The organism is Mariniphaga sediminis (genome assembly GCF_003573545.1).
In the GTDB taxonomy this organism is placed as follows: Bacteria; Bacteroidota; Bacteroidia; order Bacteroidales; family Prolixibacteraceae; genus Mariniphaga; species Mariniphaga sediminis.
The window spans coordinates 279,836-304,050 of record NZ_QWET01000005.1; the positions used below are offsets into that span (position 1 = coordinate 279,836).

A 24,215-nucleotide genomic window follows, 5' to 3' on the forward strand; every position below is an offset into this window, starting at 1 on the left:
TTTCATTTCAAGTTTAATGGCTATATTTGCGCCCTGAAAAAGCGGGCAATGGAATTTAAACTGACAGCAACAGAGAGTGGATCCCGGGCACGGGCAGGAATTATTTCGACCGGGCACGGGCAGATTGAAACGCCGATTTTTATGCCGGTGGGTACTACCGGATCGGTGAAGGGAATACATGCCCGCGACCTGAAAGAAGATATAGGAGCACAGATTATTCTTGGAAATACGTATCATCTGTATCTGAGGCCCGGGGTTTCGGTTCTTGAGGCAGCGGGAGGGCTGCATAAGTTTAATAGCTGGGACGGCCCCATTTTAACTGATAGTGGTGGTTACCAGGTGTTTTCACTCGGTGATATCCGTAAAATTACAGAAGATGGTGCCCGGTTTCAGTCTCATATTGATGGTTCGTATCATCTTTTTTCTCCGGAGAAGGTTGTTGATATCCAGCGCTCTATTGGTGCCGACATTATTATGGCATTTGACGAATGTACGCCGGGAGATGCCGATTTTGATTATGCCCGTAAGTCTCTTGAGCTAACGCAACGGTGGTTGGATCGCTGTTTTGCACAGTTTGATAAAACAGAACCAAAATACGGCTATCCGCAAACACTTTTTCCTATTGTGCAGGGGAATACATATCCTGAACTACGCAAACAAGCGGCGATACATGTTAAAACGTTTGATGCCGACGGCTACGCCATTGGAGGTTTGTCGGTAGGTGAGCCGGAAGAGGTGATGTACGAAATGACCGAAGTGGTGAACGCCGAACTGCCCGAAAACAAGCCCCGCTACCTGATGGGAGTGGGTAATCCTGTAAATATCCTGGAATCGATTGACAGGGGAGTGGATATGCTTGATTGTGTGATGCCTACGCGTAACGGACGCAATGGTATGCTATTCACATCGGAAGGAATAATCAATATCCGGAACAAAAAATGGGCGAACGATCATTCTCCTATTGACGAGAACGGCGCCTCCTTTGTCGACAGGTATTCGAAGGCGTATCTCCGGCACCTGATTATTTCCAATGAAATGCTGGGAGCCCAAATTGCCAGTCAGCATAACCTGGCTTTTTATTTGTGGCTGGTCAGGACTGCCCGGCAAAAAATAACAGAAGGGAATTTTAAAAGCTGGAAAAGCAACATGGTAGAACAGTTAAAAATCAGATTGTAAAAGGGATGAATCAGGTCATAAAAAAAAGTCTTGCCCGGATAAAAGCATTATATTGGCAGTTTTACTGTGTGAATATGCAAGCCAGGCAGGCATGTGTTACCATTAGAAATAAATAATTATAAACACATGAAATTTTACAGAACCATTGACATATACATCACAAAAAAATTCCTGGGTACATTTTTTTATGCCATTGCACTTATTCTTAGTATTGCCATTGTGTTCGATATGTCGGAAAACTTAGATGAGTTTCTGTCTAAAGAGATTTCATGGGGAACTATTATTTCTGAGTACTACCTGAACTTTATCCCATATTTTGCCAACCTGTTCAGTCCGCTTTTTACGTTTATTGCCGTTATCTATTTTACATCGAAAATGGCATACAATACCGAAATTATAGCCATTTTAAGCAGTGGGGTTTCCTATGCACGGCTAATGCGTCCTTATTTGGTTTCGGCATTGGTGCTGGCGGCTTTCTCATTTGTTTTAGGGAATTATATTATTCCTCCGGCAAACGAAACACTTAATCAGTTCAGGCAGTTTTACATCGACAATGATCGGCAGACAGTCTCAACTGAAATCAACATCCACCGGCAGATTGAACCTGGTGTATTTATTTATATGCGGCGGTTTAACTCCAACAATGTGGGTGATCGTTTTACCCTCGAACGGTTTGATGATCATCAGCTGGTGGAAAAACTCACGGCCGATAATATCCGATGGGATGAGGAGAGTGGGAAATGGATTCTAAATAACTGGTGGAAGCGGACACTTTATGACAATTATGAAGAAATAGAAAAAGGGTATAGATTGGATACAACCCTGAATATGACTCCCGAAGATTATAAGATCGTAAAAAACCAGATGGAGAACTATACTACGCCCGAATTGAAAAAAGAGATCCGGCTGATGAAAATGCGCGGGGTAAATACAGTGGAGTGGGAGCTTGAGCGGCATAAAAGGGTGGCCGGGCCGTTTTCTGCATTCATCCTCACCATTATTGGCGCCGGACTGGCTTCCCGAAAAATAAAAGGCGGACTTGGGTTTCATCTCGGCTTAGGACTGCTGCTTAGTTTCTCTTATATCCTGTTTATGCAGATTTCAACGGTTTTTGCCATTAGCGGTAATGCCTCTCCGTTGGTAGCTGTATGGATTCCCAACCTTGGGTATAGTATTATTGCCTTTTTTGTATTCCGTTGGGCGGCCAGGTAGCCACAACATGATCATTCAAACAAAAAATATTATTATTCGAAACTGCTGAATCAAACTGCATTAAATTCCGTAACCTAAAACAGGAATTCAGGGGGTCAAGTGAAAAAAATTATAATTTTGACCCGGTTTAAAAAAGCGAAAGCCCTTCCAGTAAGGGAATTTATAACTTAAAACAAACTTTATGTCATTAAGAAGTAACGTTCTTGACCTTCGGAAAAGGAAGAGGGAAGTACAAAAAGGCGGTGGTGACAAAGCCATAGAAAAGCAGGCAAAAATGGGGAAACTTACTGCCCGTGAACGTATCCTTGCCCTTTTGGACAAAAATTCTTTTCACGAATATGACTTGTTCGTGGAACACAGCGCAAAAGACTTTGGTATGGAATCCAAGGTTCTTCATGGCGACGGTGTAATCATTGGAACAGGCACCATCTACAGCAAGCCGGTATGTATTTTTGCTCAGGACTTTACCGTTGCAGGCGGTTCTTTGGGGCTGATGCATGCCCGTAAAATAACCAAAATTATGGACCATGCCCTGAAGATGCGTGTGCCTCTTATTGGTATCAACGACTCCGGGGGTGCCCGAATTCAGGAAGGGGTAAACTCTTTGGCTGGTTATGGCGAGATTTTCTTTCGTAACACGCTGGCATCAGGGGTTATCCCGCAAATTTCAGTTATCCTTGGGCCCTGTGCCGGAGGCGCGGTTTATTCACCGGCCCTCACCGATTTCGTGTTTGTGGTGGAGAATATTTCAAAAATGTTTATTACGGGACCCAGTGTAATTAAATCCGTATTGGGAGAAGAAATCTCGATGGAAGAACTGGGTGGGGCCCGGGTTCATGCTGAGCTCACAGGGAATGCCCATTTCTTTGCCACCAGCGAACTGGATTGTTTTGAACAGATAAAAAAACTTATAAGTTACATTCCACGGAATAATGGCACCAAAGCAATGCCGTTTCCACCGAAGCTGCCCAAGAAAGGCAGGAAAATCGAAGATATCGTTCCGGGCGACCCACGTATTCCTTACGATATACGTGATATTATCGGAGGTATCACAGACAGCTCTGAATTTTTTGAGGTGATGGAAAACTTTGCGCCCAATATTGTTATCGGTTTTGGACGCATGGAGGGCGACACCGTCGGGTTTGTGGCTAACCAGCCCATGGTTTTGGCCGGAGTGCTCGATACCGACAGTTCAGACAAAGCGGCCCGTTTTATTCGCTATTGCGATGCTTTTAATATTCCGATTGTTACACTTGAAGACCTTCCGGGTTACCTTCCCGGTGTTGATCAGGAGCATGCCGGCGTTATTCGTCACGGAGCAAAAATATTGTATGCTTACAGTGAAGCAACGGTTCCTAAAGTGACTGTTATTCTGAGGAAAGCTTACGGCGGAGGATATATCGCCATGAATTCACGTCATCTGCGCGCTGATTTTGTGTTTGCATGGCCAACTGCCGAGATTGCAGTAATGGGACCTGAAGGGGCGGCGAATATCGTTTTTCGCAAGGAGATTGCAGAAGCTGAAAATCCGGAAGAAATGAGGCAGCAGAAGATTCAGGAGTACAAGGAGAAGTTTGCCAATCCTTATGTGGCGGCGGCACAGGGTTACATTGACGAGGTAATTGAACCGCGCGACACGCGGGGACGTATCCTGCATGCTCTCCAGGTTTCTGAAAATAAAAGCGTATTTCTCCCGAACAAAAAACATGGCATCCCGCCGTTTTAAACCTTTAAAGAAACAGGTATGAGTGAAGAAAAAGAATTTAAAACGTTAGTCGTTCAGGGAGCCGTTTACAAAACCCACTACACCTGGAAGTTTGAAAACCGGGTGAATTGGGAAGCGCCCGATCCGAACCATATATACTCGTTTATTCCGGGGACTATTATCGATATTTTTGTTAAACCGAAGGAAAAGGTAAAGGAAGGCCAAACGTTGCTTCTGCTTGAGGCAATGAAAATGCAAAACCAGGTGCGAATGCCTTTCGACGGTGAGATTGTAAAGATTCATGTGAAAAAGGATGATGTTATTCCCAGGAAATTCCTGATGCTGGAAATCAGACCCGTCAGGATAAAAAAATAAATTCTACGGGAAAATGACCGTAATCTGTTAAGAAGAAGCTTCAAAAGTAGAGCTTTAATTCATTTTGTCATATTGAGTGTAGTCCCTGCCTGTTGGTAGACGGGGACTGCACTCAGGGTGACAATAAAAAGGATTTTCAACTCAATTTTCGTTCATAAAAAAAGGCTGTTGGAAACAACAGCCTTTAAAAATTCAACTAAACTAATCGCGGTATCTTTCTCCCTCACTAATTCCAATATATTCCGGACAACATCCAGTTTTCCAATACTAATTTCGGTTCTGAATCCAATCCCGGGTATTCAAAAAGTGAAAGTCCCCATTTTTTGTCATTGACCATCCAATCTTCCAGTAAAAGATTTTCTTCCTGCTCTTTCTGAAAAGTATTGGTTTCCTGCGCTGAAACCCAGTATGTTTCGTTTATCATCCAGTTTTCAATTTCCAGTTTGGGTTCTGCAATGTTTTCAAGGCCTGAGGCAGCAATCATTTGTGTTTCTTTCGCATCCACATTCACACTCATTAAGAATAAGACGAGGAATGCTGCAACAACAATCTGATTTAATCGAGTCATTTTTGTTTTCATTGTTTTCTGTTTAAAATTGTCTTGTTTTCTAAAAATTGTTTTCAGTAAGATAGACTGATTAAGGGCACAAAGGTTACATATCTTTTTGTTAAAAAGTATGAAAAGTTTGTAAGAGGGCCTTAAGTCTCGGTGAGTATCGAATTTTACCCGACAAATAAAACACCCTCAGGTATGATTTTGTCGAAATCTGCCGGCAAATGACGAAAGATGCCAAAAACAGCTGAACCGCTGCCCGACATGGACGCATAAAGAGCTCCTGCTTCGTATAGTTTCTTTTTCCATTTTTCAATGTCAGGAAAGAGCGGGAAAATACTTTTTTCGAAATCGTTCACCACCGTCTCTTTCCATTGTTCGATGGGTAAACCAGACAGTTTTTTTAGATTGAATTCAGGAGGGACAGGTACCACATTTTTGTAAGCCAGCACAGTACTTACTGAAACTTCCGGCTTCAAAATGACTATCCGGTATTGGGTTAGGTTCAGTTCCATGGGGCTGAACAGATCTCCAATACCTGATGCAAACATCGGTTTGTTTTCAATAAAAAAAGGGCAGTCAGCTCCCAGCTTTACGGCATAGTTTTTCAGTTTTTCAGTACTGAGGCGAAGTTGAAAATATTCATTCAGCATTTTCAATGCAAAGGCTGCATCGGACGAGCCGCCTCCCAACCCGGCACCTGTAGGAATTTTTTTATGTAAATGAAACTGTACCGGTGGTAATTCGAAATCATTTTTTAACAGGTGGTAAGCTTTTAAAACCAGGTTTTCTCCGGGCGGTCCTTCCACAGGCAACCCGGAAAATGTAATCCCGGTTGTTTTGTTTTCAGCCATCTCGAGAGCATCGGTCAGCTGTACCGGGTAAAACACGGTTTCCAGGTTGTGATAACCGTCGGATCGTCGGGAGACCACATGTAATCCAATATTTATTTTTGCATTAGGAAATACAATCATAATTGCCAATGGAACCTGAAATATTTATTCTTCATTCATCAGTTCATATTCTTTGGGCGAGCCGCAGGTGCAAATCAGGTTACGATCGCCCCATGCATTGTCCACCCGCCCAACCGGAACCCAGAATTTATTCTCTTTTATCCACGGGAGTGGCCAGGCAGCTTTTTCCCGGGAATAATGGTGTTCCCAGTTATCGGATGTTACAACATGCGCCGTGTGCGGAGCGTTTTTTAGTACATTGTCTTTTTTATCGGAACTTCCGTTTTCCACCTCTTTTATCTCATCAAAAATAGTATTCAGCGCTTCGATAAACCGATCGATCTCCTGTTTCGATTCACTTTCGGTAGGTTCAATCATAAGCGTTCCGTGTACCGGAAAGGAGAGGGTGGGAGCATGAAAACCAAAATCCATCAGTCGCTTGGAAATATCTTCTTCGCTAATTCCGGACGAAGCCTTCAGGTGCCTGCATTCAAGGATTAGCTCGTGCCCAACCCGGCCTGTTTCGCCGGTGTAAAGGACGCCAAAATTTTTCTCCAGCGCTTTGGCGATATAATTGGCATTCAGAATGGCTATTTGAGTGGCCTTTGTCAGTCCTTCGGCTCCCATCATTTTAATATAACCATAGGTAATGGGCAATACGGAAGCGCTTCCCCACGGAGCTGCTGCCACGGCATTGATTCCCACATGTCCGTTATTCATGATAGGATGGGAAGGCAAAAATTTAACAAGGTGCGCAGCTACAGCAATAGGCCCGACACCCGGTCCTCCGCCTCCATGCGGAATAGCAAAGGTTTTGTGCAAATTCAGGTGACAAACATCGGCGCCAATAATTCCGGGAGTGGTCAATCCCACCTGCGCATTCATGTTGGCACCATCCATATATACCTGTCCGCCGTTATCATGAATAATTCCGCACATTTCCACAATCGATGATTCGAATACCCCGTGGGTAGATGGATAGGTTACCATTAATGCCGCCAGGGTATCTTTGTGTTCCTCTGCTCTTTTACGGACATCTTCCAGATCGATATTCCCTTTTTTATCGCAGGCTACTACTACTACCTTCATCCCGGCCATTACTGCACTGGCAGGATTGGTACCATGTGCCGATTCGGGAATCAGCACTACATTTCGCTGCCCTTCTCCCCGGCTTTGGTGGTACTCCCTGATAACCATCAGTCCGGCATATTCTCCTGCGGCACCGGAGTTGGGCATCAGGCTGACATCCTCCATGCCTGTAATTTCTGCCAAATCGCGCCGCAACTCTTCCATCATTTCATGGTATCCGCGCGCCTGATTTTTTGGCACAAACGGGTGGATGCCGTTGAATTCAATCCAGCTGAGCGGCAGCATCTCGGTGGCAGCATTCAGTTTCATGGTACACGAACCAAGAGAGATCATCGATTGAGTCAGTGAAATATCTTTGTGTTCCAATCTTTTTATGTAGCGGACCATTTCCGTTTCAGCCCGGTAATGGTTAAATACCTCTTGCGCCATAAAATCAGATTGGCGGGCAAATTTTTTGTCAATATGAAATCCTTTGGGATACTCATGGATAACCGGCCATCGTTTGTTGGCTGCTTTGGCAAATACTTCCAGTATCCAGGTCATGTCTTCGCGGTTGGTCGTTTCATCAATGCTGATACCGACATCTCCGTTTTCGAAGTACCGGAAGTTCATTTCCAGCTCAAGCGACAGCCATTCAATATCTTCTCGTTTTACATGCCTGGGCATGGCAAACCGGATGGTGTCGAAAAAATGTTTGTTTAGTTGGTGATAACCGAGTTTTTCAATTTCATCTGCCAGGAAGGCGGCAATATTATGAACACGATTGGCTATAATCCTGATTCCTTCCGGGCCGTGGTAAACGCCAAAAAATCCTGCCATTGTGGCCAGCAGCGCCTGGGCAGTACATATATTGGAGGTGGCCCGTTCTCGTTTAATATGTTGCTCCCGTGTTTGCAGCGCCATGCGTAGTGCACGGTTGCCATGTACGTCTTTTGTTACGCCGATAATCCTGCCCGGCATGTAGCGTTTAAATTCTTCCCGGGCGGTGAAAAATGCAGCATGCGGACCACCATAGCCCATTGGCACCCCAAACCGCTGGCTGTTGCCAAATACAATATCTGCTCCCCATTCTCCGGGAGGCGTTATTAAAGCAAGCGAAAGCAAATCGGTTGCTACTGCCACTTTAATATCTTTTTCGTGTGCCTTTTGAACAAGTTCAGCGTAATCTGTTATTTCTCCATCGGAGTTGGGGTACTGAATTATTGCGCCAAAAACATCCTCTGAAAATTCGAATGAATCTTTGGGCTGAATTCTGAGTTCGATTCCCAGCGGGTTGGCACGGGTAACCAGCACATCGAGGGTTTGCTGCCATACTTTTTCATCTACCAGCATTACATTTACCCCGGCTTTTGCCATTTGGCGGGAACGCAGGTTATACATCATGACCATGGCTTCGGCAGCGGCGGTTGCCTCGTCAAGCAAAGATGCATTGGCAATTTCCATGGCGGTGAGTTCGCAAACCATTGTTTGGAAATTGAGCAGTGCTTCGAGCCGGCCCTGTGAGATTTCTGCCTGGTAAGGAGTGTACGAAGTGTACCAAACCGGGTTCTCCAGTACATTTCGCAATATAACCGCCGGGGTAATGGTATCGTAATACCCCATACCAATGTATGTGTTAAAAACCTTATTTTTTCCGGCAAGGCTTAAAATTTTTCTGAAATACCGCCTTTCTGTCAATCCTTCCTGCAGCTTTAGGGGTTCTTTCAGTCTTATATTTTTTGGAACAGTTTGTTCTATCAATTCTTCTATTGACGAAACGCCTATCGTTTCAAGCATTTCCCTGATTTCGCCCTCGCGTGGGCCGATATGCCGGGTTACAAAAAGATCATGAGACATTTCTTTTGTTTTAAATTAAAGGTTGCAAGTATAAAATTTACATTCGTTGAAAAAAATGATTTTAAACAAATTCTGAATGCTTTTCAGGTTAAAAACGGATTGGATGTTTTTTCGAATTCCAGTGTGGTTTCAGGACCATGTCCGCAAAAAACTTTTGTTTTACCAGGAAGGCTGAATAGTTTGTTTTTTATGTTCGAAATCAAAGTTTGGTGATCGCCGCCGGGTAAGTCCGTGCGGCCAATGCTGCCATAAAAAAGTACATCGCCGCCAATCAGCACATTTTCCTTCTCGGCATAAAAAACGACGTGCCCCGGTGAATGCCCCGGAACATGAATGATCCTGAAAGAAGTATTCCCAAATTCCAATGTTTCGTTTTCATGGAAAAAGGAATTGGGTGCACCAACCGGTTTCATTTCAAACCCAAACATTTCTCCCTGGTCAACAGCCTTTTCCACCCAAAAAGCATCGTCAGGGTGGGCACAAAACGGAATTTCGTATTCTTCACGGATAAATTCTACCCCCATAATATGATCGAAGTGACAGTGTGTGTTGGCAATCATTACCGGTTTCAATTGGTTATCGGTCACATATTCTTTTATCTCACGGTGTTCCTGCCGAAAATAAAAGCCGGGATCTACAAAAATACATTCACCGGTTTCATCTGAGATAACATATGTGTTTTCCTGCAATGGATTTACAACAAATTTTTCAACTTTTAGCATATATCAAAAATTTACCGTTCCTTTTAGTAAGGGAACAAAAACAAACCCGCCATGTTTTTCTGTTTTGAACTCTTTTTCCGAAACCCGAATAAGAGTCATCATTTCCTGTCTGTTTTCCTTTCCCACCGGGATAACCAACCTGCCGCCAATTTTCAGTTGTTCTTTCAATGCCTCTGGAATGGAGGGAGCCCCGGCTGTTACCAGTATTTTGTCAAATGGTGCAAACGCAGGCAATCCTTCATTGCCATCACTAAAAAAACAGGCGGGACGGTAGCCTATTTCCGGGAGGAACAACTGGACTTTCTGGAAAAGTTCTTTTTGCCGTTCGACAGTAAAAACCCTTGCGCCCATTTCAAGCAACACGGCTGCCTGGTAACCGGAACCTGTACCAATTTCCAAAATTTTATCGTTTTTTTCGATTTGTAACAGCTGAGACTGAAAGGCCACGGTGTATGGCTGGGAAATGGTTTGGCCTGCCCCTATTGGGAAAGCCTGGTCTTTGTAAGCAAAATTCAGAAAAGAACTTTCCATAAAAAGATGGCGTGGCACCTTGCCGATGGCCGCCAGTACCCTTTCATCCTTTATCCCCTTTATTTTCAATCCATCCACCAACTTCTTTCTCATCCCCTGATGTCTCAGGCTATCGTTTTCTGCCATGTTTTAATCCAAATTTAGCTGCAAAAATAGGTGAACCAGCTCGTTTTAGCCAGAATTCTTTCCCTACAATATTAACATTTAAAGTTGATAAGTTCATGGGCAAAAGGCAAAAAAGGGCGCTTTAGTGTTTTATATTTGTGAAATGCTGAAACTTGGGTTAATAGGAGATATTCAAATGCTGGAGCCTTTTATAAAAAAGGCGATGAAGCATCCGGAGGTTTATATAGCCGGTAAATCTTCGGTTGGCACACGCCCGCAACCGGCAGGTTCACGATTGACGATAACAGAATTTAACAGGGTAGAATTGATTGAACGCGCGGATGCTTTTTTGATTAACCATTTCTCGCTGCTGCCATTTCAATTGTTGTGTGAGATGGTGAAAAAATCGAAACATTTTTTTGCCACAACCTATCCTGAACTGAGCGCAGATGAATGTACACAGTTGACAAAGCTGGCGCAGGAGGCCCAAACAATTATTCAGATTGCCAATCCGTTTTATTACCTGCCTGCTATTCAGTGGTTAGGCCAGAATGTTTTAAAGCCGGCTTTTGTCGAGGTTTCTTATTTTAAAAATGAACCGGTAGGGGCAGATACGCTTCTTCAGTTGCTGTTAATGTTGAAAAATATAACCGGGAATATTCCCAAAAAAACCAGCGCGGTATCCTTTGATTCTACTCTGGCAGATTCTGTCTTTAGTAATCTTCAACTTGAATTTGGCGACGGTTCGGTTGTCCAAATCAACTATGGGAAAAAGGGGACGCAGAATGTGTTTAAAGTAAACACCTATGCACACAACCAGTTTGTGGAATTCGATTTTTTAAAAGGTCACTATTCCTGCAACAATTCACCCATAGACTTGTCTCCGTTCAAAAAAGAACTTGAAACCGATACTTTTCTGAATACACTGGCACAAAAGAAGCTCCCGGTTACTACCATCGAAGATTATTCGTCTGTCCTTCAAACCCTTCACAAAATTCATCTAAAATTAGATCGCTTTTCATCCATGTAAGCATTGGAAAAAGTTACTTTTGCCGCAATATTTTTTTTAGAAGAACGTTTATTGTATGCACTTGCGTAATAGCAATACTTTTAGACCAGACTTAACTGACAGAAGATGAATAGAAAGTGGCAGGTAGTCAAATATCTGTGTTTTGATTTTTTAGCAGCCGCCATTAGCTGGACTGCCTTTTTCGTGTACCGAAAAATTGTTATTGAACCGCAGCGATTCGGCACGGATATTCCTGTGGAATTTACAAACCGTTACTTTTTCGGGCTCCTCCTTATTCCGATACTTTGGGTAATGTTTTATTACATTACCGGTTTTTACGATAATATTTACAGGCGTTCCCGCCTTTTGGAACTGGGACAAACTTTTCTTACAACGGTTGTTGGCGTGGTGGTCATCTTTTTTGCCTTGATTCTGGACGATTATATTCATTCATACAAAAATTATTATCAGCTGTTTTTTACCTTGTTCCTTTTGCATTTTGGATTTACCTACCTGTTCCGGCTCGTTTTAACTACCCGGACGATACACCGTATTCATAAGCGGAAAATAGGGTTTAACACCCTGATTATCGGGAGCAATGAAAAGGCAGAAAAAGTGTACAAAGAGATGTCGAGCCAGAAAAGGCCGGCAGGAAACCTGTTTGCCGGATTTGTGGGAGTGGAGAACAACGATGACCGGTTGCTCGGTCAATACCTGCCACAGTTAGGAAGATTGAATGAGTTAAATAAAATTATTGAACACGAAAATATTGAAGAGGTAATTATAGCAATTGAAACCCGTGAGCATGAGCGCTTAAATGGGATTTTGACTATTTTGGAAAACCGACAAATAACCATTTGGGGAATTCCGGATTTGTATGATTTTCTTTCAGGAACGGTAAAAACTACTGCTATTTACGGTAGTCCGCTCATTAAAATTTCGAACGGGCTGATGCCTTCCTGGCAGGCAAAAATGAAACGTTTGATCGATGTGGTGCTTTCCGCGATTGCCTCGGTTATCTTTCTCCCGGTATTTATTGTGCTGGCTGTTATGATAAAACGATCGTCCAAAGGACCGGTAATCTATCATCAGGTGCGAATTGGCCGGTTTGGGAAACCGTTTAAAATATACAAACTGCGCAGTATGGTGCAGGGGGCCGAAAATGGTACGCCGGAGTTGTCGAGCGAGAATGACGAACGAATTACCGGGATTGGCCGCTTTTTGCGCAGGACCCACCTCGACGAGATTCCGCAGTTTTATAATGTGATAAAAGGCGACATGTCATTGGTTGGGCCAAGGCCGGAACGACAGTTTTATATCGACCAGATTATAAAGAAAGCGCCCCATTATACCCATTTGCACAAACTTCGTCCGGGTATAACCTCCTGGGGGCAGGTGAAATACGGGTATGCCTCCAATCTGGAGGAAATGCTTGAACGTCTTCCTTATGACATGATGTACCTGAAAAATATTTCGCTTTATATCGACTTTAAAATTCTTATCTATACCCTGATGGTAAGTTTTAAGGCTAACGGGAAGTAGTGTTTAGTCTTTTTACCTTCTGATTTTTTGGCCTGAAGGAGATGATCCGGAAGGCAAAATTTTGCGCTAATACACGATTGTTCCGATATTCTCTCCGGTAAGCACTTTTTTCAGATTCCCTTTCTGATCCATATTGAAGACCAGAACCGGCAGGTTATTCTCCTGGCACAAGGTAGTGGCTGTCAGATCCATTATCCGAAGGTTGCGGGTATATACTTCGGCAAAACTTATTTTGTCGAATTTCTGCGCGTCCGGGTCTTTTTCCGGGTCAGCGCTGTAAACCCCATCAACGCGGGTTCCCTTGAGCATAATTTCGGCTTCTGTTTCAACTGCCCGCAGGGCGCTGGCTGTGTCGGTAGTGAAGTAGGGATTTCCGGTTCCTGCCGAGATAATGGCAACCTCACCTTTTTGTAAAGCTTCGATTGCTTTTTCTTTTGAATAGTATTCTCCCACAGGCTCCATCCGAATGGCTGTAAATACTCTTGCTTGAATATTCTGGTTTTTAAGCGCCGAGCTTAGCGCCAGGCTGTTGATTACGGTGGCCAGCATCCCCATCTGGTCCCCTTTCACCCGGTCAAACCCTTTGCCGGTACCGCTTAGTCCGCGGAAGATATTCCCTCCGCCGATAACGATTCCGGTTTGTACTCCGAGTTTAACAAGCTCAGCAATTTGTTCGGCGTACTCGTTCAGGCGGGTCTCATCAATTCCATATCCCTGATTTCCCATTAACGATTCGCCACTTAATTTCAAAAGTATCCGTTTGTATTTTACCATTTTAGCTTAAAAAAAATGTTTTTATTTTACTTCAATCCCTTTCTCCTTACACCATTTTGCTCCCAATTCGCTCAGTTTATATTTTTGGATTTTCCCACTGGCAGTCATTGGAAATTCTTTTACAAAGAAAAAATACTTAGGTGTTTTGAACCACGCTATTTGCCCACGGCAGAAGTCTGTAATGTCAGCATCAGAAAGTGTTTGCCCCTCTTTCGGCTTAATAAAAGCCGCCACTTCCTCCCCGTATTTCGGACTGGGAATTGCGGCCACTTCCACTGTTTCGATTTGTGGCATATTATAAAGGAAATTTTCGATTTCGCGTGGGTAAATGTTTTCGCCACCCCGAATTATCATGTCTTTAATCCGACCTGTTATGCGGTAAAATCCCTCTTCGGTTTTGACGGCCAGGTCGCCCGAATGGAGCCAGCCTTCGTTGTCAATGGCTTTTTTTGTTGCTTCCGGGTTTTTGTAATATCCTTTCATTACATTGTACCCACGGCAGCAAATTTCGCCCTGTTCACCCACCGCACACTCGTTACCCGTTTCCGGGTTTACGATTTTGACTTCCACGTTCGGGTATTCAAACCCAACGGTGGTGGCGCGTACTTCGGGTGAATTGTGTGTGCGCGTGGCGGTCATACCCGGAGAGGACTCTGTTTGTCCATAAACGATAATAATATCCTTCATGTTCATTTTTGTCATCACCTGGTTCATGGTTTCGATGGGGCAGGGCGCTCCGGCCATTATACCTGTTCTGAGGGAACTTAGATCGAACATGTCGAACATGGGGTGGTTCAGCTCAGCAATAAACATGGTGGGTACCCCATACAGCGCGGTGCATTTTTCTTTTTGTACCGAAGCCAGCACAGTAAGCGGGTCAAATTCTTCGGTAAAAACCATGGTGGCGCCGTGTGTAATAACAGCGCAAAGAGCCAGGACACATCCAAAGCAATGGAACATCGGCACACAAACAAGCAATCGCTCATCGGAGGTATATTTCATACACTGCCCTGTTGCATAGCCGTTATTTAAAATATTGTGGTGTGAGAGCATCACTCCTTTCGGGAAACCGGTTGTTCCGGATGTATATTGCATGTTGACCACGTCATGGCAGTTTAGCTTTTCCCGGATGTTTTCCAGTTCAATATCGTCCATGTGGTTCCCGAGCAGAATCAGTTCAGCAGTGTTAAACATGCCCCGGTGTTTTTGCTGACCTATAAATACCACGTTATTCAGTTCCGGGAATTTTTTGCTTTTTAATTCTCCCCGCGGTTGTTCTTTCAGTTCAGGAACCAGTTCAAATATCATCTGCACATAATCGCTGTCGCGGTAACCGTCAATCAGAAACAGGGTGTTGATGTCGGCATCTTTCAACAGGAACTCCAGTTCTGCCAGTTTGTAGCTGGTGTTGATAGTAACAAGAATGGCCCCGATTTTTGCTGTGGCAAACATTACGGTGGTCCAGTCCGGCACATTTTTAGCCCAGATTCCCACTTTATCGCCGGGTTTTACGCCAGTATACAATAATCCCCTTGCAAGTGCATCTACACGTTCATTAAATTGTTTATAAGTAAAACGCAGATTGCGATCGGGATAAACGATAAATTCCTTCTCGGGCGTTTCAAAAGCCCACTTTTCAAGAATTTCTCCTAAAGTATAGTCGAGTAGCTGCATAAAATTTTCGTTCTGGTTTTTGGTTATAGAAAAAAATCAGGTTTAAATCGGTGTATAAACAACGGCCAGTATTTTTGCCGGCTTGTTGTCTGCGGCATGTACATTGTGGGCTACCACCGAGTCCAGATAAATGGTGTCCCCCTTATCTATCCGGTAAAGATCTTTTCCGTAATTTATTTCAATACTGCCTTCCAAAACATAAATAAATTCTTCTCCTTCGTGTGACGAAAGCTTGTAATCTGATTCTTTCGACGGTTCAATTTCAACGATAAAAGGTTCCATGTGCCTTCCGGCTTTGTCCTGGGCCAGCGAAAAAAAGTTAAGGTGCTCACGGGTGCTTTCATCTTTGGTGGAAAAGCTGAGGCTTGATTTTTCCTCCCCGGCTCTCACAATGGCGGGACCTAACTGATCCTGATCGTCCAGGAATGTGCCTATTCGCACCCCCAGCGCCCGCGAGATTTTTATGAGGTGCCCCAACGAAGGCATCACGTTTTTTTCTTCGATTTTTTCCAGTTGATCTTTGTCGAGATTGGCATTCAGGGCCAAATCCTCCCTGGAGATTTGCCTGAATTCACGAAACTCCCTGATTTTTTTCCCCAATTTGTTTTTGCTCATTTTTTGAAATTTTTACAACCACTTTATGTATTTGAAATCCTGTCTGTGGGGTAATCCTTCGTTTTTGGGGTAAAGTCTGAATCCGTAATTAAACGAGCCGGGATGAACAGGATGGTAATTTAGTTTGAAACAACAAACAGAACCTTCACACGCATCCGCTTCGAAATGAAGTATTTCTACTATTTGGGGTTCTTCCCGGGTTCCGTTTTCCGTAATTACCAATTCAAGTCCTACTTCGTCACACGATAATCCTTTCAAATCCACTTCGACCCGCACAGGATAATCCTGGCCTATTTTCATGACGTTATGCGCCCCATCGGCCACTTCGGTTTTTTTCAATTCAATCTGATCCCAAACGGAACTTATTTTTAGTTTCCAGGCCGCCAGTTCTTTTGCCCATTTGAAATTTTCGTTTACCATGTTTCGGCTCCGTTCAAACTGCGGGAGGTAATACCGTTCATGGTAATCCTGCATCATCCTGCCGGTGGTAAAGTGTGGCGCTACCTGAGCGATGGTATTTTTTATGATGTCTACCCATTCAGCTGAGACCCCTTCTTTGTTCCGGTCGTAGAACGTTTCTACTATCTCTTCTTCCAGGATGTTATAAATGGTTTCGGCGTCCAGTTCATCCTGAAAATCCTGCACATCGTAGGTGCGTTCTGCCGGCAATGCCCAGCCAGCATCCTTGCGGTAACCTTCCACCCACCATCCGTCGAGTACAGAAAAATGCAGGGTGCCGTTCATTACACCTTTCATTCCGCTGGTACCAGATGCTTCCAGGGGGCGGGTTGGGGTGTTCAGCCACACATCCACTCCCTGCAACAACATTTTGGCGAGGTTGATGTCATAATTCTGAATAAATAAGATTTTCCCGACAAATTCCGGACGTCTCGAAATTTCAACAATGTATTTTATCAGGTCTTGTCCTGCCTTGTCTGCCGGATGGGCCTTCCCTGCAAAAATGAATTGTACCGGCCGTTCCGGATTGTTTACAATTTTCGATAGCCGGTCGAGGTCTCTGAATAACAGGTAACCCCTTTTGTAAGTAGCAAAACGGCGGGCAAAACCGATGGTCAGGGCATTGGGGTCCAGTTTGTTTTTAACTTCGGTGATAAGTTTCGGATTTTCATTCCGTTTCACCCAACTATCGGAAAAGCGTTCTTTGATATAATTGATTAGTTTCGCCCTCAATGTTTTCCGTAGCTCCCATATCTTTTCTTCGGGTGCCTGGTAAATGTGGTTCCATACGTCAAAGTCGAGCTGGTTTTTGGGGAACTCTTCTCCGAAGTATTCTTTGTGAATGTTTTTCCATTCCTGTGCTGTCCATGAAGAATAATGAACACCGTTGGTCACATAGCCAATTTCCAGTTCTTCTTTCAGGTAGCCCTGGTAGAGCTCTTTTAAAACGGTCTTGCTTACAGCACCGTGAAGTTTACTTACACCGTTAATTCCCTGTGAAAGGTTGGATGCCAGGTAACTCATGTTGAAATGATCCTCGTGGGATTTGGCTTTACCAAGTTTGCTGAAGGTTTCCCAATCGAGTCCCAACCTGCCCGGGAATGATTCCATGTAATATTTGAACTGGTTGTCGTGAAAGGAATCGTGGCCTGCCGGAACAGGAGTATGAGTGGTGAAGATGGTCGATGAACGAACCACTTCTTTGGCTTCTGTAAAATTCAGACCATGTTTTTCCATGATGCCGGCGAGCCGCTCAATACCAATAAAAGCAGCATGCCCTTCGTTGCAATGATACAGGTCGGCATGATGCCCCAGTTTTTCCAGTGCACGGATACCGCCAATTCCCAGCAGTATTTCCTGCTTCAGCCGGTTTTCATTATCGCCCCCGTAAAGGTGATGTGTTATGTGGCGATCCTGTTCCTGGTTCTCCGGGAGGTCGGCATCAAGCAGATAAAGTTTAATCGCCCCAATATTCACCTGCCATATACGGGCGGCCAGCCTGCGACCGGGAAGGTCCACTTCAATTTTAAGCCATCCGCCTTTTTCGTCGAGTACCGGTTGTACCGGTATTTTTGAGAAATCCTGAAATTCATAATTGGCCATCTGCTCCCCGTGGAGGTTCAATGCCTGTTTGAAGTAACCGAAACGGTAAAGCAGGCCTACGGCAACAAGATTTACTTTCATGTCACTGGCCTCTTTCAGGTAGTCGCCGGCCAGCATTCCCAATCCGCCAGAGTATATTTTCAGGGAATCGTGCAGTCCGTATTCCATGCTGAAATAAGCAATTTGCATATTGCCCGGATCTTTCCTTTCTTCCAGATATTGCATGAACTGACCGTAAACATGGTTCATGTCGGCCATAAACCGGGAGTCGTTCTCCAATTCCCTGAAGCGTTTAAAACTTACTAAGTCGAGCATTACAACAGGATTGTGGGCGCATTCGTTCCACATTTCCTTGTCAATGTATTCAAACAGTTTTTCTGCCGGGGTGTTCCAAACCCACCAAAGGTTTTTCGATAACTCGCGTAAGGGAGCCAGGCTGTCCGGGAGGTGCGATTCAACAACTATTTTTTTCCAAACCGGTTGTGCATTTTCCTGCCAATGGATATATTTTTTTCCTTCTGTTTTCATTTTTTTCTAATGTGTTTTCCTGCCTAAAAAGATAGTGTGCAAAAATACATTTTCTATTGATAAGTGCCCGGAAATTAGATATTAATTTCATTATCCGGCCATGAAATAACATGCGCAGTAATCCCTGACTATCTTCTTTTTGCTGCCGGTTTCTGCTGTAGTTTTGACTTTCGGAGCCTCTGTAGTTCTGCTTCCATTTTTTTTATTTTTTTATCCTTTTCGTCAATGATTTTGTGTAATGCCGCCAGTTCCTGATCCTCTTCTTCATGAGGGACCATGGCATTAAGTCGTATTTTAAAATCACTCAACACGTTCATAAAATTGATAAATGCTTCGTAAGGAGAATCAAAAGGGTTGAAATAGCTGTGTACCTCACCATCGGAGAAAAATTTGGTTGACATGTAGTAAAAATGGTCGCTCGCCTGAAGGTAATTCCAATCCTTATTAAGCTCGCTATCGCTGCATCGTTCCATTCGTGAACTCAGTTTATACAGTTTTTCAAAGGCCTCTTTTTGCATCTCGTTTCCCAGCCAGGCAGTCAGGTCCCGTTCTTCATCAGCCCATGAAATGGGGTGCAATACACTCACTGCCGATATTGGCTGCAACTCCTCCAGCACATGCGAAGGGGTAGCAAATTTTAATGTGTCGCTATTTACCACATTATGCACCCAATGTTCCATAAACTCGAAAATACCGCTCTCTCTGGGCTGGCGTTCTCCCAGCGATTCATAACTTAAAAACAGGTTTACCACTTCCTCTTTTGGGTCGAGTTTGTTCAGCCAGCCGGTAAATTTTTCTGCCGTTAGCGGGTATTCCGACCAGTTGGAGTTGGAAAAACGAAACGAAATATCATCGCTCAGCTTGAAATTGCGCATGAGTACTTTCATGCGCGGGTTGAGCGCATTTACATACAGAAAGTTAGGGCTTTTCCATCCCAGGATATGCCGCGCTCCCTCGGTGAGTATTCCTTTGTATCCCATTTGATAAACCCGGGCCCCGATTTCGTCGGAATAAATCATTTCCGTGTTTCTGAAAACCTGAGGTTGTTGCCCGAAAAGTTCAAAAATGAGCTGATCATGAAGTTTCACCTGCTGTTCAAAAATAGCTTTGTTTTTTAACGACGGAAGGGAGTGGGAATAAGTCTCCGAAAGAAATTCCACACAACCTGTTTGGGCCAGGTCCTGAAATGATTTGATAACTTCCGGTGCATACAGTTCAAACTGTTCCAGCGCAACGCCGGTAATGGAGAAAGCTACCTTAAATTGCCCTTTCATTTTTTTGATCAGTTTCAGCAGCAGTTTATTGGTAGGCAGGTAGCTTTTTTCAGCTACTTTTCGCAGGATAGTTTCGTTGGCATAATCATCGTAATAATAGTGGTCGTTTCCAATGTCGAAAAACCGGTACCGTCGGTGCCGGAACGGTTGATGAACCTGGAAAAACAAACATATCGACTTCATTCTTTTTCGCTTTTGATATGGTTACATATTCAGTAAATTCTGGTACACTTCGAGTACCTGTTTGGCGGAATGGTGCCAGGTTAGTCCTCCTACCTCTTTCTTTCCCGATTTTTTCAGGAAACCGGCCAGGGCAGGGTAATTCAGGAGTCCGAAAATGGAGTCGGCCATGGCGTAGGTATCCCAAAAATCAATTTTGATGGCGTGGTTAAGGATTTCTGAAACTCCCGACTGGTTTGAAATAATAACCGGCACATCGGCCTGCATGGCCTCCAATGGTACAATCCCGAAAGGTTCCGAAACCGAAGGCATCACAAAAACGTCGGTCATTTGCAGCATATGATACACATCTCCGCTTTTCAGAAACCCTGTGAAATGAAACTTTTCGGCCATCCCCAACTGGGCAACCCGGCTCACCATTTCGTTCATTTTGTCGCCACTCCCGGCCATGACAAAACGTACATTGTCCATTTTTTTTAGTACGAGGTAGGCCGACTCGATAAAATATTCGGGCCCCTTCTGCATCGTAATTCTTCCTAAAAAGGTTACCACCTTTTCATTCACCCCTTTTTTGAATAGCGGTTTTTGATCAGCGGAGACCGGTTCTACTGCATTGTAAACAGTTGTAATTTTTTGAGGCGGGATGCCATATTTTTCGATGATGGCTTTCCGGGTAAAGTTGCTGACAGATATGATTTTATCGGCTGCTTCCATGCCTTCGCGTTCCACTGCGTAAACCGTAGGGTTCACATTCCCTCCGCTACGATCAAAATCGGTGGCATGCACATGAATAACCAATGGTTTTCCTGAAATGTTTTTGGCTGCGATTCCTGCCGGATATGCCAGCCAGTCGTGTGCATGTATCAGATCAAAATTGTTTTCTTTCGCAATGATTTCGGCTACCAGGGCATAGTTTTTTATCTCTTCCATGAGATTGGGGCCGTAGGTTCCGCTGAAATCGATTTTCATCCCTTCATCGGTTTTTACGAATTGTGTTTTAGCCGCGTAACGCTTGCTTTTTAAATTCCAGAATTCCTCTTCATTTACGTAAGGAATAATTTCCGATTGGACTTCAAGGGAATCCATTTTTTTTTCTTTTCCCTCAAATACGATTTCTTTACAGGCCACCGGTATTTTATTGGCGCCAATGAGACGGATAGTGGACTGATCTTCATCACCAAAAGCTTTCGGAATGACGAAAAGTACTTCCACATCTTTTAACCCGGCAAGACCCCTGGTCAACCCGTAACAAGCGGTGCCAAGCCCTCCTGATATGTGGGGAGGAAATTCCCATCCAAACATTAATACTTTCATCATCGTCTGTTTTCTATTTGAAATTATGAATTCTGTTCAACGCATAAAAAACCCCGGCTACATTCCATGCCTGCGAAAGGGCTCCTTTCCCTTTGTGCGGGGGGTCTCCGTTGTACACTTCAGAGAGAGTTCCCACACAATGCTCTGTCATGGTTTCTTCAAACGTATCAAGTAGTTGCCCGACAAAAGGCAATCCTCCTCTTCCGTGAATGTCGAGGTAGGCTTCCACAAAAAATTGTATCAGCCAGGGCCAGGCTGCTCCCTGGTGTATGGCAGCCTCCCGCTGGGCTGGGTCTCCTTCAACCACCCCTTTGTAACGCAGGTGGTCGGGCGACAAAGTGCGCAATCCGCGCCGGATGAGTAGTTTCTGTTTGGCGGCGCTTAAAACCAGTTTTTTTTGTTCTTTTGAAAGGGGTGAATGCTTTAGTGCTGCAGCAATTACCATATTAGGACGGACTGCCCAATCAGCCACTCCGTCTTTTACAACATCAGCAAGATATTCTCTTTCTTCGCTCCAGAAGGTGCGTAAAAAAGCATTTCCGACTTGTTGCGGTATGTTTTTCCATCTTTGAATAAACGCTTTATCTCCCGAAAGCCGCGACATTTCCAGTGCAAATACGATGGCATTGTACCAGAGGGCGTTGATTTCCACAGCTAACCCCGCACGCTGCACAACCGGCTTTCCTTCTACGTAAGAATTCATCCAGGTGAGCGCAGTATTTTCTTTTTCAGCAAAAACTAAATTGTCCTCGGTAGTTTGTATTGCTCCGGTATTTGATTTCCGGTAAGCTTCAAGGATTTCTTTTACCGTGGTGTAGTAATTCAGCCAGACTCCCCGCGGAGAACGCTGTGTGCCGGCATATTGCTGTACGGCCCAAATAAACCACAGTGGCGCATCGGCAGAATGATATACCGGGCTGGTGCTGTGAATATTATCCGGGAGGAGGCCGTTACGGAAGTGTTTCTTGTAAGTCCCCAGTACTTCTGAAAACAAGGTATTTTTGTTGGTTGCCAGAGCCAGACCGGGCAATGCAATCAATGACTGTCTTGAAATGCTGTCGTACCAGGGAAAGCCGGCAATAATATCCGTTCCGCTTTTTTTCTGAAAGATGAATTGCCCGCAGGCATTTTTCAGGGAACTCATAAAGGTGAAATGCCGGATGCGTTTGTTTTGTTCTTTGGTAAATCGTTGTTTTAATGCCAGGGGAGATACTTCCCCGGTACCTGCGGCAAATATTATGGTTTCGCCCGGGTTCATCACCAATTCGAAATAACCCGGAACAAACAAGTCTTCCAGGTATTCATATCCCCGGTTTAGTTCTTTTAAATATTCAAGGTTATAATACCAGTCGGGTACCGGCACAAATTCATTTTTTTTGCTGAATTGCATAAAAAGATCCGGGTAACCGTCGTAAAGCCGCGTGCTGATGCCATTGGTTGCCGCCTTGAATTTAGTATTTACGAACAGGTTTGCCTTACTCAGACTGTGGATGTTTCTGAATGCCAGAAAAGGTTTAAAACGAAGGGTTGTTGGTGTCGGCGAGTTTTCAAGTGTGTAACGAATAAGTACCTGTTCCTTCTTTTCACTGAGCACCCTTTCCATAGTAAGGTAAACGTTACCGATGCTGTATGTAATTTTGGGAATATGCCTGAACTCAATATTTTGAATGTATTTGTGCCCTTTGGGTTCGTAAACTCCTCCCCGGTAACGATGAATACCCAGTTTGAACTCTTCTTCTCCCTGAACGACTGACACATCGAGCGACGAGAGCAGTACATGCTTTTCTCCACCGAAATTGCCAATCGGGCATACCAGCAAGCCGTGATATTTCCGGGTGTTGCAGCCGTTCAGTGTTGTGCTGATGTAAGAGCCTGCCCGGTTTGACCTTAAAATCTCCCTGTGGAGTGAGTATTCCAGGTTAATTAAATGTTCCTTGTCAAATTTGAGGTAGCTCATTGTATGATTTTTAATCTCTTATATGTTTCTCTATCTCTGCGATCTGCTTTTGCAGGTGCCGTTTTTCAACTGCCAGGGTAAGATACTGAAATTTTTCCTCAAGCCTCTCTGTCTTTTGTAAACTTTGTCTTAAGAAATGCAGGTGCTCTTTTGTAAATTTATTGAATGGCCGGTGGCTTGTTGCCGCCATTATTTTTTGTACTTCTTTTGAAATTTTTAGGCTCTCTTCTTCTATGAATGCGGTTTGAAATACATTCCAAATATGGTTTATCCCCGAACCGGAAAGGTGAATCATGTCTTCTTCATAAAAACGGTAGTCGCGCAGTTCATCCATCACAATTTCGTATGCCGGGAAGTAGTTACAGAATTCATCTCCAAAATCGCGAACCAACTGGTCGATGGCGAGAATAAGCGTGGCCTTGCTTCGCTGGTTTTCTATGGCGCCGTCTTTCCAGTGGCGGATAGGACTTACCGTAAAGATTACTTTCACCCGGGGATTGACTTCCCGGATTTCGGAAAGCAATTGACGATACTTTTCCACGATTTCGCCTGGGGTAAGCCGGAAACGCCGGAATTCTTTTGCCGGAATTTTATGGCAGTTTGAAACTGTTTGCCCGGTAAGTTTGTATTCGTAAACCCATGCGGTGCCAAAGGTGAGAAAAAGGAAGCCTGCATTTCTTAGCAGGGCTGCCGATGATTCAATTCGGCTGTTAATGGTTTGGAGTGCGCTCCCTGAATCGGGTGAAGAAAAGCGGCTGTGGTGAAAAAAGCTGTGCCACAGTCCGTCATGCCGGATTAAATCATTTTCGGTAAACTTCTTTTTTTGCAAAAGAAAACGTAACCCGTTCGCTACCGATACCGGATTGTACAAAATGCCAAATGGGTTAATGTCCACAGGGTATTTCAGTCCCGCCATTTTCCCTCCCACGTTTTCAGTAAAGCAGGAACCCGTAAAAAGGCAGGGAGTTTTGTAATCTGTTTTCCATTCAAATGAAGGTATTTGTACTTTAGTAAAAAACGTTGAACCCAT

19 protein-coding genes are annotated in these 24,215 nt (G+C 44.2%); 6 read left to right on the forward strand and 13 right to left on the reverse strand.

The features are described from left to right. Positions 1 to 48 precede the first annotated feature (48 nt). The 4 genes from tgt (at position 49) to D1164_RS08750 (ending at position 4,468) form a co-directional block, all read left to right on the forward strand. A complete protein-coding gene (tgt, locus tag D1164_RS08735; RefSeq protein WP_119349659.1) occupies positions 49 to 1,176 on the forward strand; it encodes a tRNA guanosine(34) transglycosylase Tgt in 1,128 nt (375 codons plus the stop codon). Positions 1,177 to 1,302: 126 nt separating this feature from the next. Beyond that, positions 1,303 to 2,388: an LptF/LptG family permease gene (locus D1164_RS08740; RefSeq protein ID WP_119349576.1), complete on the forward strand. Its 1,086-nt coding sequence runs from the start codon at positions 1,303 to 1,305 to the stop codon at positions 2,386 to 2,388. 181 nt (positions 2,389 to 2,569) lie between these two features. Then, positions 2,570 to 4,114 (forward strand): acyl-CoA carboxylase subunit beta, encoded by a 1,545-nt coding sequence (locus D1164_RS08745; protein WP_119349577.1) that lies wholly within the window; start codon positions 2,570 to 2,572, stop codon positions 4,112 to 4,114. Between the two features lie 18 nt (positions 4,115 to 4,132). Continuing rightward, entirely contained in the window at positions 4,133 to 4,468 is a 336-nt protein-coding gene (locus D1164_RS08750) for a biotin/lipoyl-containing protein (protein ID WP_119349578.1), read from the forward strand. Positions 4,469 to 4,694: 226 nt separating this feature from the next. Here D1164_RS08750 and D1164_RS08755 read toward each other — a convergent pair whose 3' ends face one another. The 5 genes from D1164_RS08755 to D1164_RS08775 form a co-directional block, all read right to left on the reverse strand. Then, a complete protein-coding gene (locus D1164_RS08755; RefSeq protein WP_119349579.1) occupies positions 4,695 to 5,048 on the reverse strand; it encodes a hypothetical protein in 354 nt (117 codons plus the stop codon). A gap of 143 nt (positions 5,049 to 5,191) precedes the next feature. Next, positions 5,192 to 5,995, reverse strand: a complete 804-nt coding sequence (gene ispE, locus D1164_RS08760; RefSeq protein WP_119349580.1) for a 4-(cytidine 5'-diphospho)-2-C-methyl-D-erythritol kinase — start codon at positions 5,993 to 5,995, stop codon at positions 5,192 to 5,194. A 24-nt stretch (positions 5,996 to 6,019) separates the two neighbouring features. Continuing rightward, the gene (gene gcvP / locus D1164_RS08765) at positions 6,020 to 8,899 is read right to left on the reverse strand and encodes an aminomethyl-transferring glycine dehydrogenase (protein WP_119349581.1); all 2,880 of its coding nucleotides are present in this window, start codon (positions 8,897 to 8,899) and stop codon (positions 6,020 to 6,022) included. Positions 8,900 to 8,982: 83 nt separating this feature from the next. Beyond that, on the reverse strand, positions 8,983 to 9,621 hold the full coding sequence (locus D1164_RS08770; RefSeq protein ID WP_119349582.1) for an MBL fold metallo-hydrolase: 639 nt from the start codon (positions 9,619 to 9,621) through the stop codon (positions 8,983 to 8,985). Positions 9,622 to 9,624: 3 nt separating this feature from the next. After that, positions 9,625 to 10,278 carry a protein-L-isoaspartate(D-aspartate) O-methyltransferase gene (locus tag D1164_RS08775; RefSeq protein WP_119349583.1) on the reverse strand — a complete coding sequence of 218 codons (654 nt, stop codon included), beginning with the start codon at positions 10,276 to 10,278 and terminating at the stop codon, positions 9,625 to 9,627. 142 nt (positions 10,279 to 10,420) lie between these two features. Here D1164_RS08775 and D1164_RS08780 point away from each other — a divergent pair, with 142 nt between their 5' ends. Beyond that, a complete protein-coding gene (locus tag D1164_RS08780; protein WP_119349584.1) occupies positions 10,421 to 11,287 on the forward strand; it encodes a hypothetical protein in 867 nt (288 codons plus the stop codon). A gap of 105 nt (positions 11,288 to 11,392) precedes the next feature. Next, the gene (locus D1164_RS08785; protein ID WP_119349585.1) at positions 11,393 to 12,808 is read left to right on the forward strand and encodes a sugar transferase; all 1,416 of its coding nucleotides are present in this window, start codon (positions 11,393 to 11,395) and stop codon (positions 12,806 to 12,808) included. A gap of 66 nt (positions 12,809 to 12,874) precedes the next feature. Here D1164_RS08785 and pyrH read toward each other — a convergent pair whose 3' ends face one another. From pyrH to D1164_RS08825, 8 genes are all read right to left on the reverse strand, one after another. Beyond that, the gene (gene pyrH, locus D1164_RS08790; RefSeq protein WP_119349586.1) at positions 12,875 to 13,582 is read right to left on the reverse strand and encodes a UMP kinase; all 708 of its coding nucleotides are present in this window, start codon (positions 13,580 to 13,582) and stop codon (positions 12,875 to 12,877) included. 21 nt (positions 13,583 to 13,603) lie between these two features. Continuing rightward, positions 13,604 to 15,256, reverse strand: coding sequence for an AMP-binding protein (locus tag D1164_RS08795; RefSeq protein WP_119349587.1), 1,653 nt, complete (start codon positions 15,254 to 15,256; stop codon positions 13,604 to 13,606). A gap of 42 nt (positions 15,257 to 15,298) precedes the next feature. Continuing rightward, on the reverse strand, positions 15,299 to 15,871 hold the full coding sequence (locus D1164_RS08800; protein WP_119349588.1) for a helix-turn-helix domain-containing protein: 573 nt from the start codon (positions 15,869 to 15,871) through the stop codon (positions 15,299 to 15,301). A 12-nt stretch (positions 15,872 to 15,883) separates the two neighbouring features. Next, entirely contained in the window at positions 15,884 to 18,460 is a 2,577-nt protein-coding gene (glgP, locus tag D1164_RS08805; protein WP_119349589.1) for an alpha-glucan family phosphorylase, read from the reverse strand. Positions 18,461 to 18,588: 128 nt separating this feature from the next. Continuing rightward, positions 18,589 to 19,917 (reverse strand): glycoside hydrolase family 57 protein, encoded by a 1,329-nt coding sequence (locus tag D1164_RS08810; RefSeq protein ID WP_119349590.1) that lies wholly within the window; start codon positions 19,915 to 19,917, stop codon positions 18,589 to 18,591. Positions 19,918 to 19,938: 21 nt separating this feature from the next. Further along, the gene (locus tag D1164_RS08815; protein ID WP_241558270.1) at positions 19,939 to 21,231 is read right to left on the reverse strand and encodes a glycosyltransferase family 4 protein; all 1,293 of its coding nucleotides are present in this window, start codon (positions 21,229 to 21,231) and stop codon (positions 19,939 to 19,941) included. Between the two features lie 10 nt (positions 21,232 to 21,241). Beyond that, on the reverse strand, positions 21,242 to 23,185 hold the full coding sequence (locus D1164_RS08820) for an amylo-alpha-1,6-glucosidase (protein WP_119349592.1): 1,944 nt from the start codon (positions 23,183 to 23,185) through the stop codon (positions 21,242 to 21,244). Positions 23,186 to 23,195: 10 nt separating this feature from the next. Further along, positions 23,196 to 24,215, reverse strand: a complete 1,020-nt coding sequence (locus D1164_RS08825) for a GSCFA domain-containing protein (protein ID WP_119349593.1) — start codon at positions 24,213 to 24,215, stop codon at positions 23,196 to 23,198.

What these genes read in the sequence shown, in the direction of transcription:
- tgt (WP_119349659.1), top strand. Translation starts at nt 49, where the DNA reads ATGGAATTTAAACTGACAGCAACAGAGAGTGGATCCCGGGCACGGGCA.
- D1164_RS08740 (WP_119349576.1), top strand. Translation starts at nt 1,303, where the DNA reads ATGAAATTTTACAGAACCATTGACATATACATCACAAAAAAATTCCTG.
- D1164_RS08745 (WP_119349577.1), top strand. Translation starts at nt 2,570, where the DNA reads ATGTCATTAAGAAGTAACGTTCTTGACCTTCGGAAAAGGAAGAGGGAA.
- D1164_RS08750 (WP_119349578.1), top strand. Translation starts at nt 4,133, where the DNA reads ATGAGTGAAGAAAAAGAATTTAAAACGTTAGTCGTTCAGGGAGCCGTT.
- D1164_RS08755 (WP_119349579.1), bottom strand. Translation starts at nt 5,048, where the DNA reads ATGAAAACAAAAATGACTCGATTAAATCAGATTGTTGTTGCAGCATTC.
- ispE (WP_119349580.1), bottom strand. Translation starts at nt 5,995, where the DNA reads ATGATTGTATTTCCTAATGCAAAAATAAATATTGGATTACATGTGGTC.
- gcvP (WP_119349581.1), bottom strand. Translation starts at nt 8,899, where the DNA reads ATGTCTCATGATCTTTTTGTAACCCGGCATATCGGCCCACGCGAGGGC.
- D1164_RS08770 (WP_119349582.1), bottom strand. Translation starts at nt 9,621, where the DNA reads ATGCTAAAAGTTGAAAAATTTGTTGTAAATCCATTGCAGGAAAACACA.
- D1164_RS08775 (WP_119349583.1), bottom strand. Translation starts at nt 10,278, where the DNA reads ATGGCAGAAAACGATAGCCTGAGACATCAGGGGATGAGAAAGAAGTTG.
- D1164_RS08780 (WP_119349584.1), top strand. Translation starts at nt 10,421, where the DNA reads ATGCTGAAACTTGGGTTAATAGGAGATATTCAAATGCTGGAGCCTTTT.
- D1164_RS08785 (WP_119349585.1), top strand. Translation starts at nt 11,393, where the DNA reads ATGAATAGAAAGTGGCAGGTAGTCAAATATCTGTGTTTTGATTTTTTA.
- pyrH (WP_119349586.1), bottom strand. Translation starts at nt 13,582, where the DNA reads ATGGTAAAATACAAACGGATACTTTTGAAATTAAGTGGCGAATCGTTA.
- D1164_RS08795 (WP_119349587.1), bottom strand. Translation starts at nt 15,256, where the DNA reads ATGCAGCTACTCGACTATACTTTAGGAGAAATTCTTGAAAAGTGGGCT.
- D1164_RS08800 (WP_119349588.1), bottom strand. Translation starts at nt 15,871, where the DNA reads ATGAGCAAAAACAAATTGGGGAAAAAAATCAGGGAGTTTCGTGAATTC.
- glgP (WP_119349589.1), bottom strand. Translation starts at nt 18,460, where the DNA reads ATGAAAACAGAAGGAAAAAAATATATCCATTGGCAGGAAAATGCACAA.
- D1164_RS08810 (WP_119349590.1), bottom strand. Translation starts at nt 19,917, where the DNA reads ATGAAGTCGATATGTTTGTTTTTCCAGGTTCATCAACCGTTCCGGCAC.
- D1164_RS08815 (WP_241558270.1), bottom strand. Translation starts at nt 21,231, where the DNA reads ATGATGAAAGTATTAATGTTTGGATGGGAATTTCCTCCCCACATATCA.
- D1164_RS08820 (WP_119349592.1), bottom strand. Translation starts at nt 23,185, where the DNA reads ATGAGCTACCTCAAATTTGACAAGGAACATTTAATTAACCTGGAATAC.
- D1164_RS08825 (WP_119349593.1), bottom strand. Translation starts at nt 24,215, where the DNA reads ATGGGTTCAACGTTTTTTACTAAAGTACAAATACCTTCATTTGAATGG.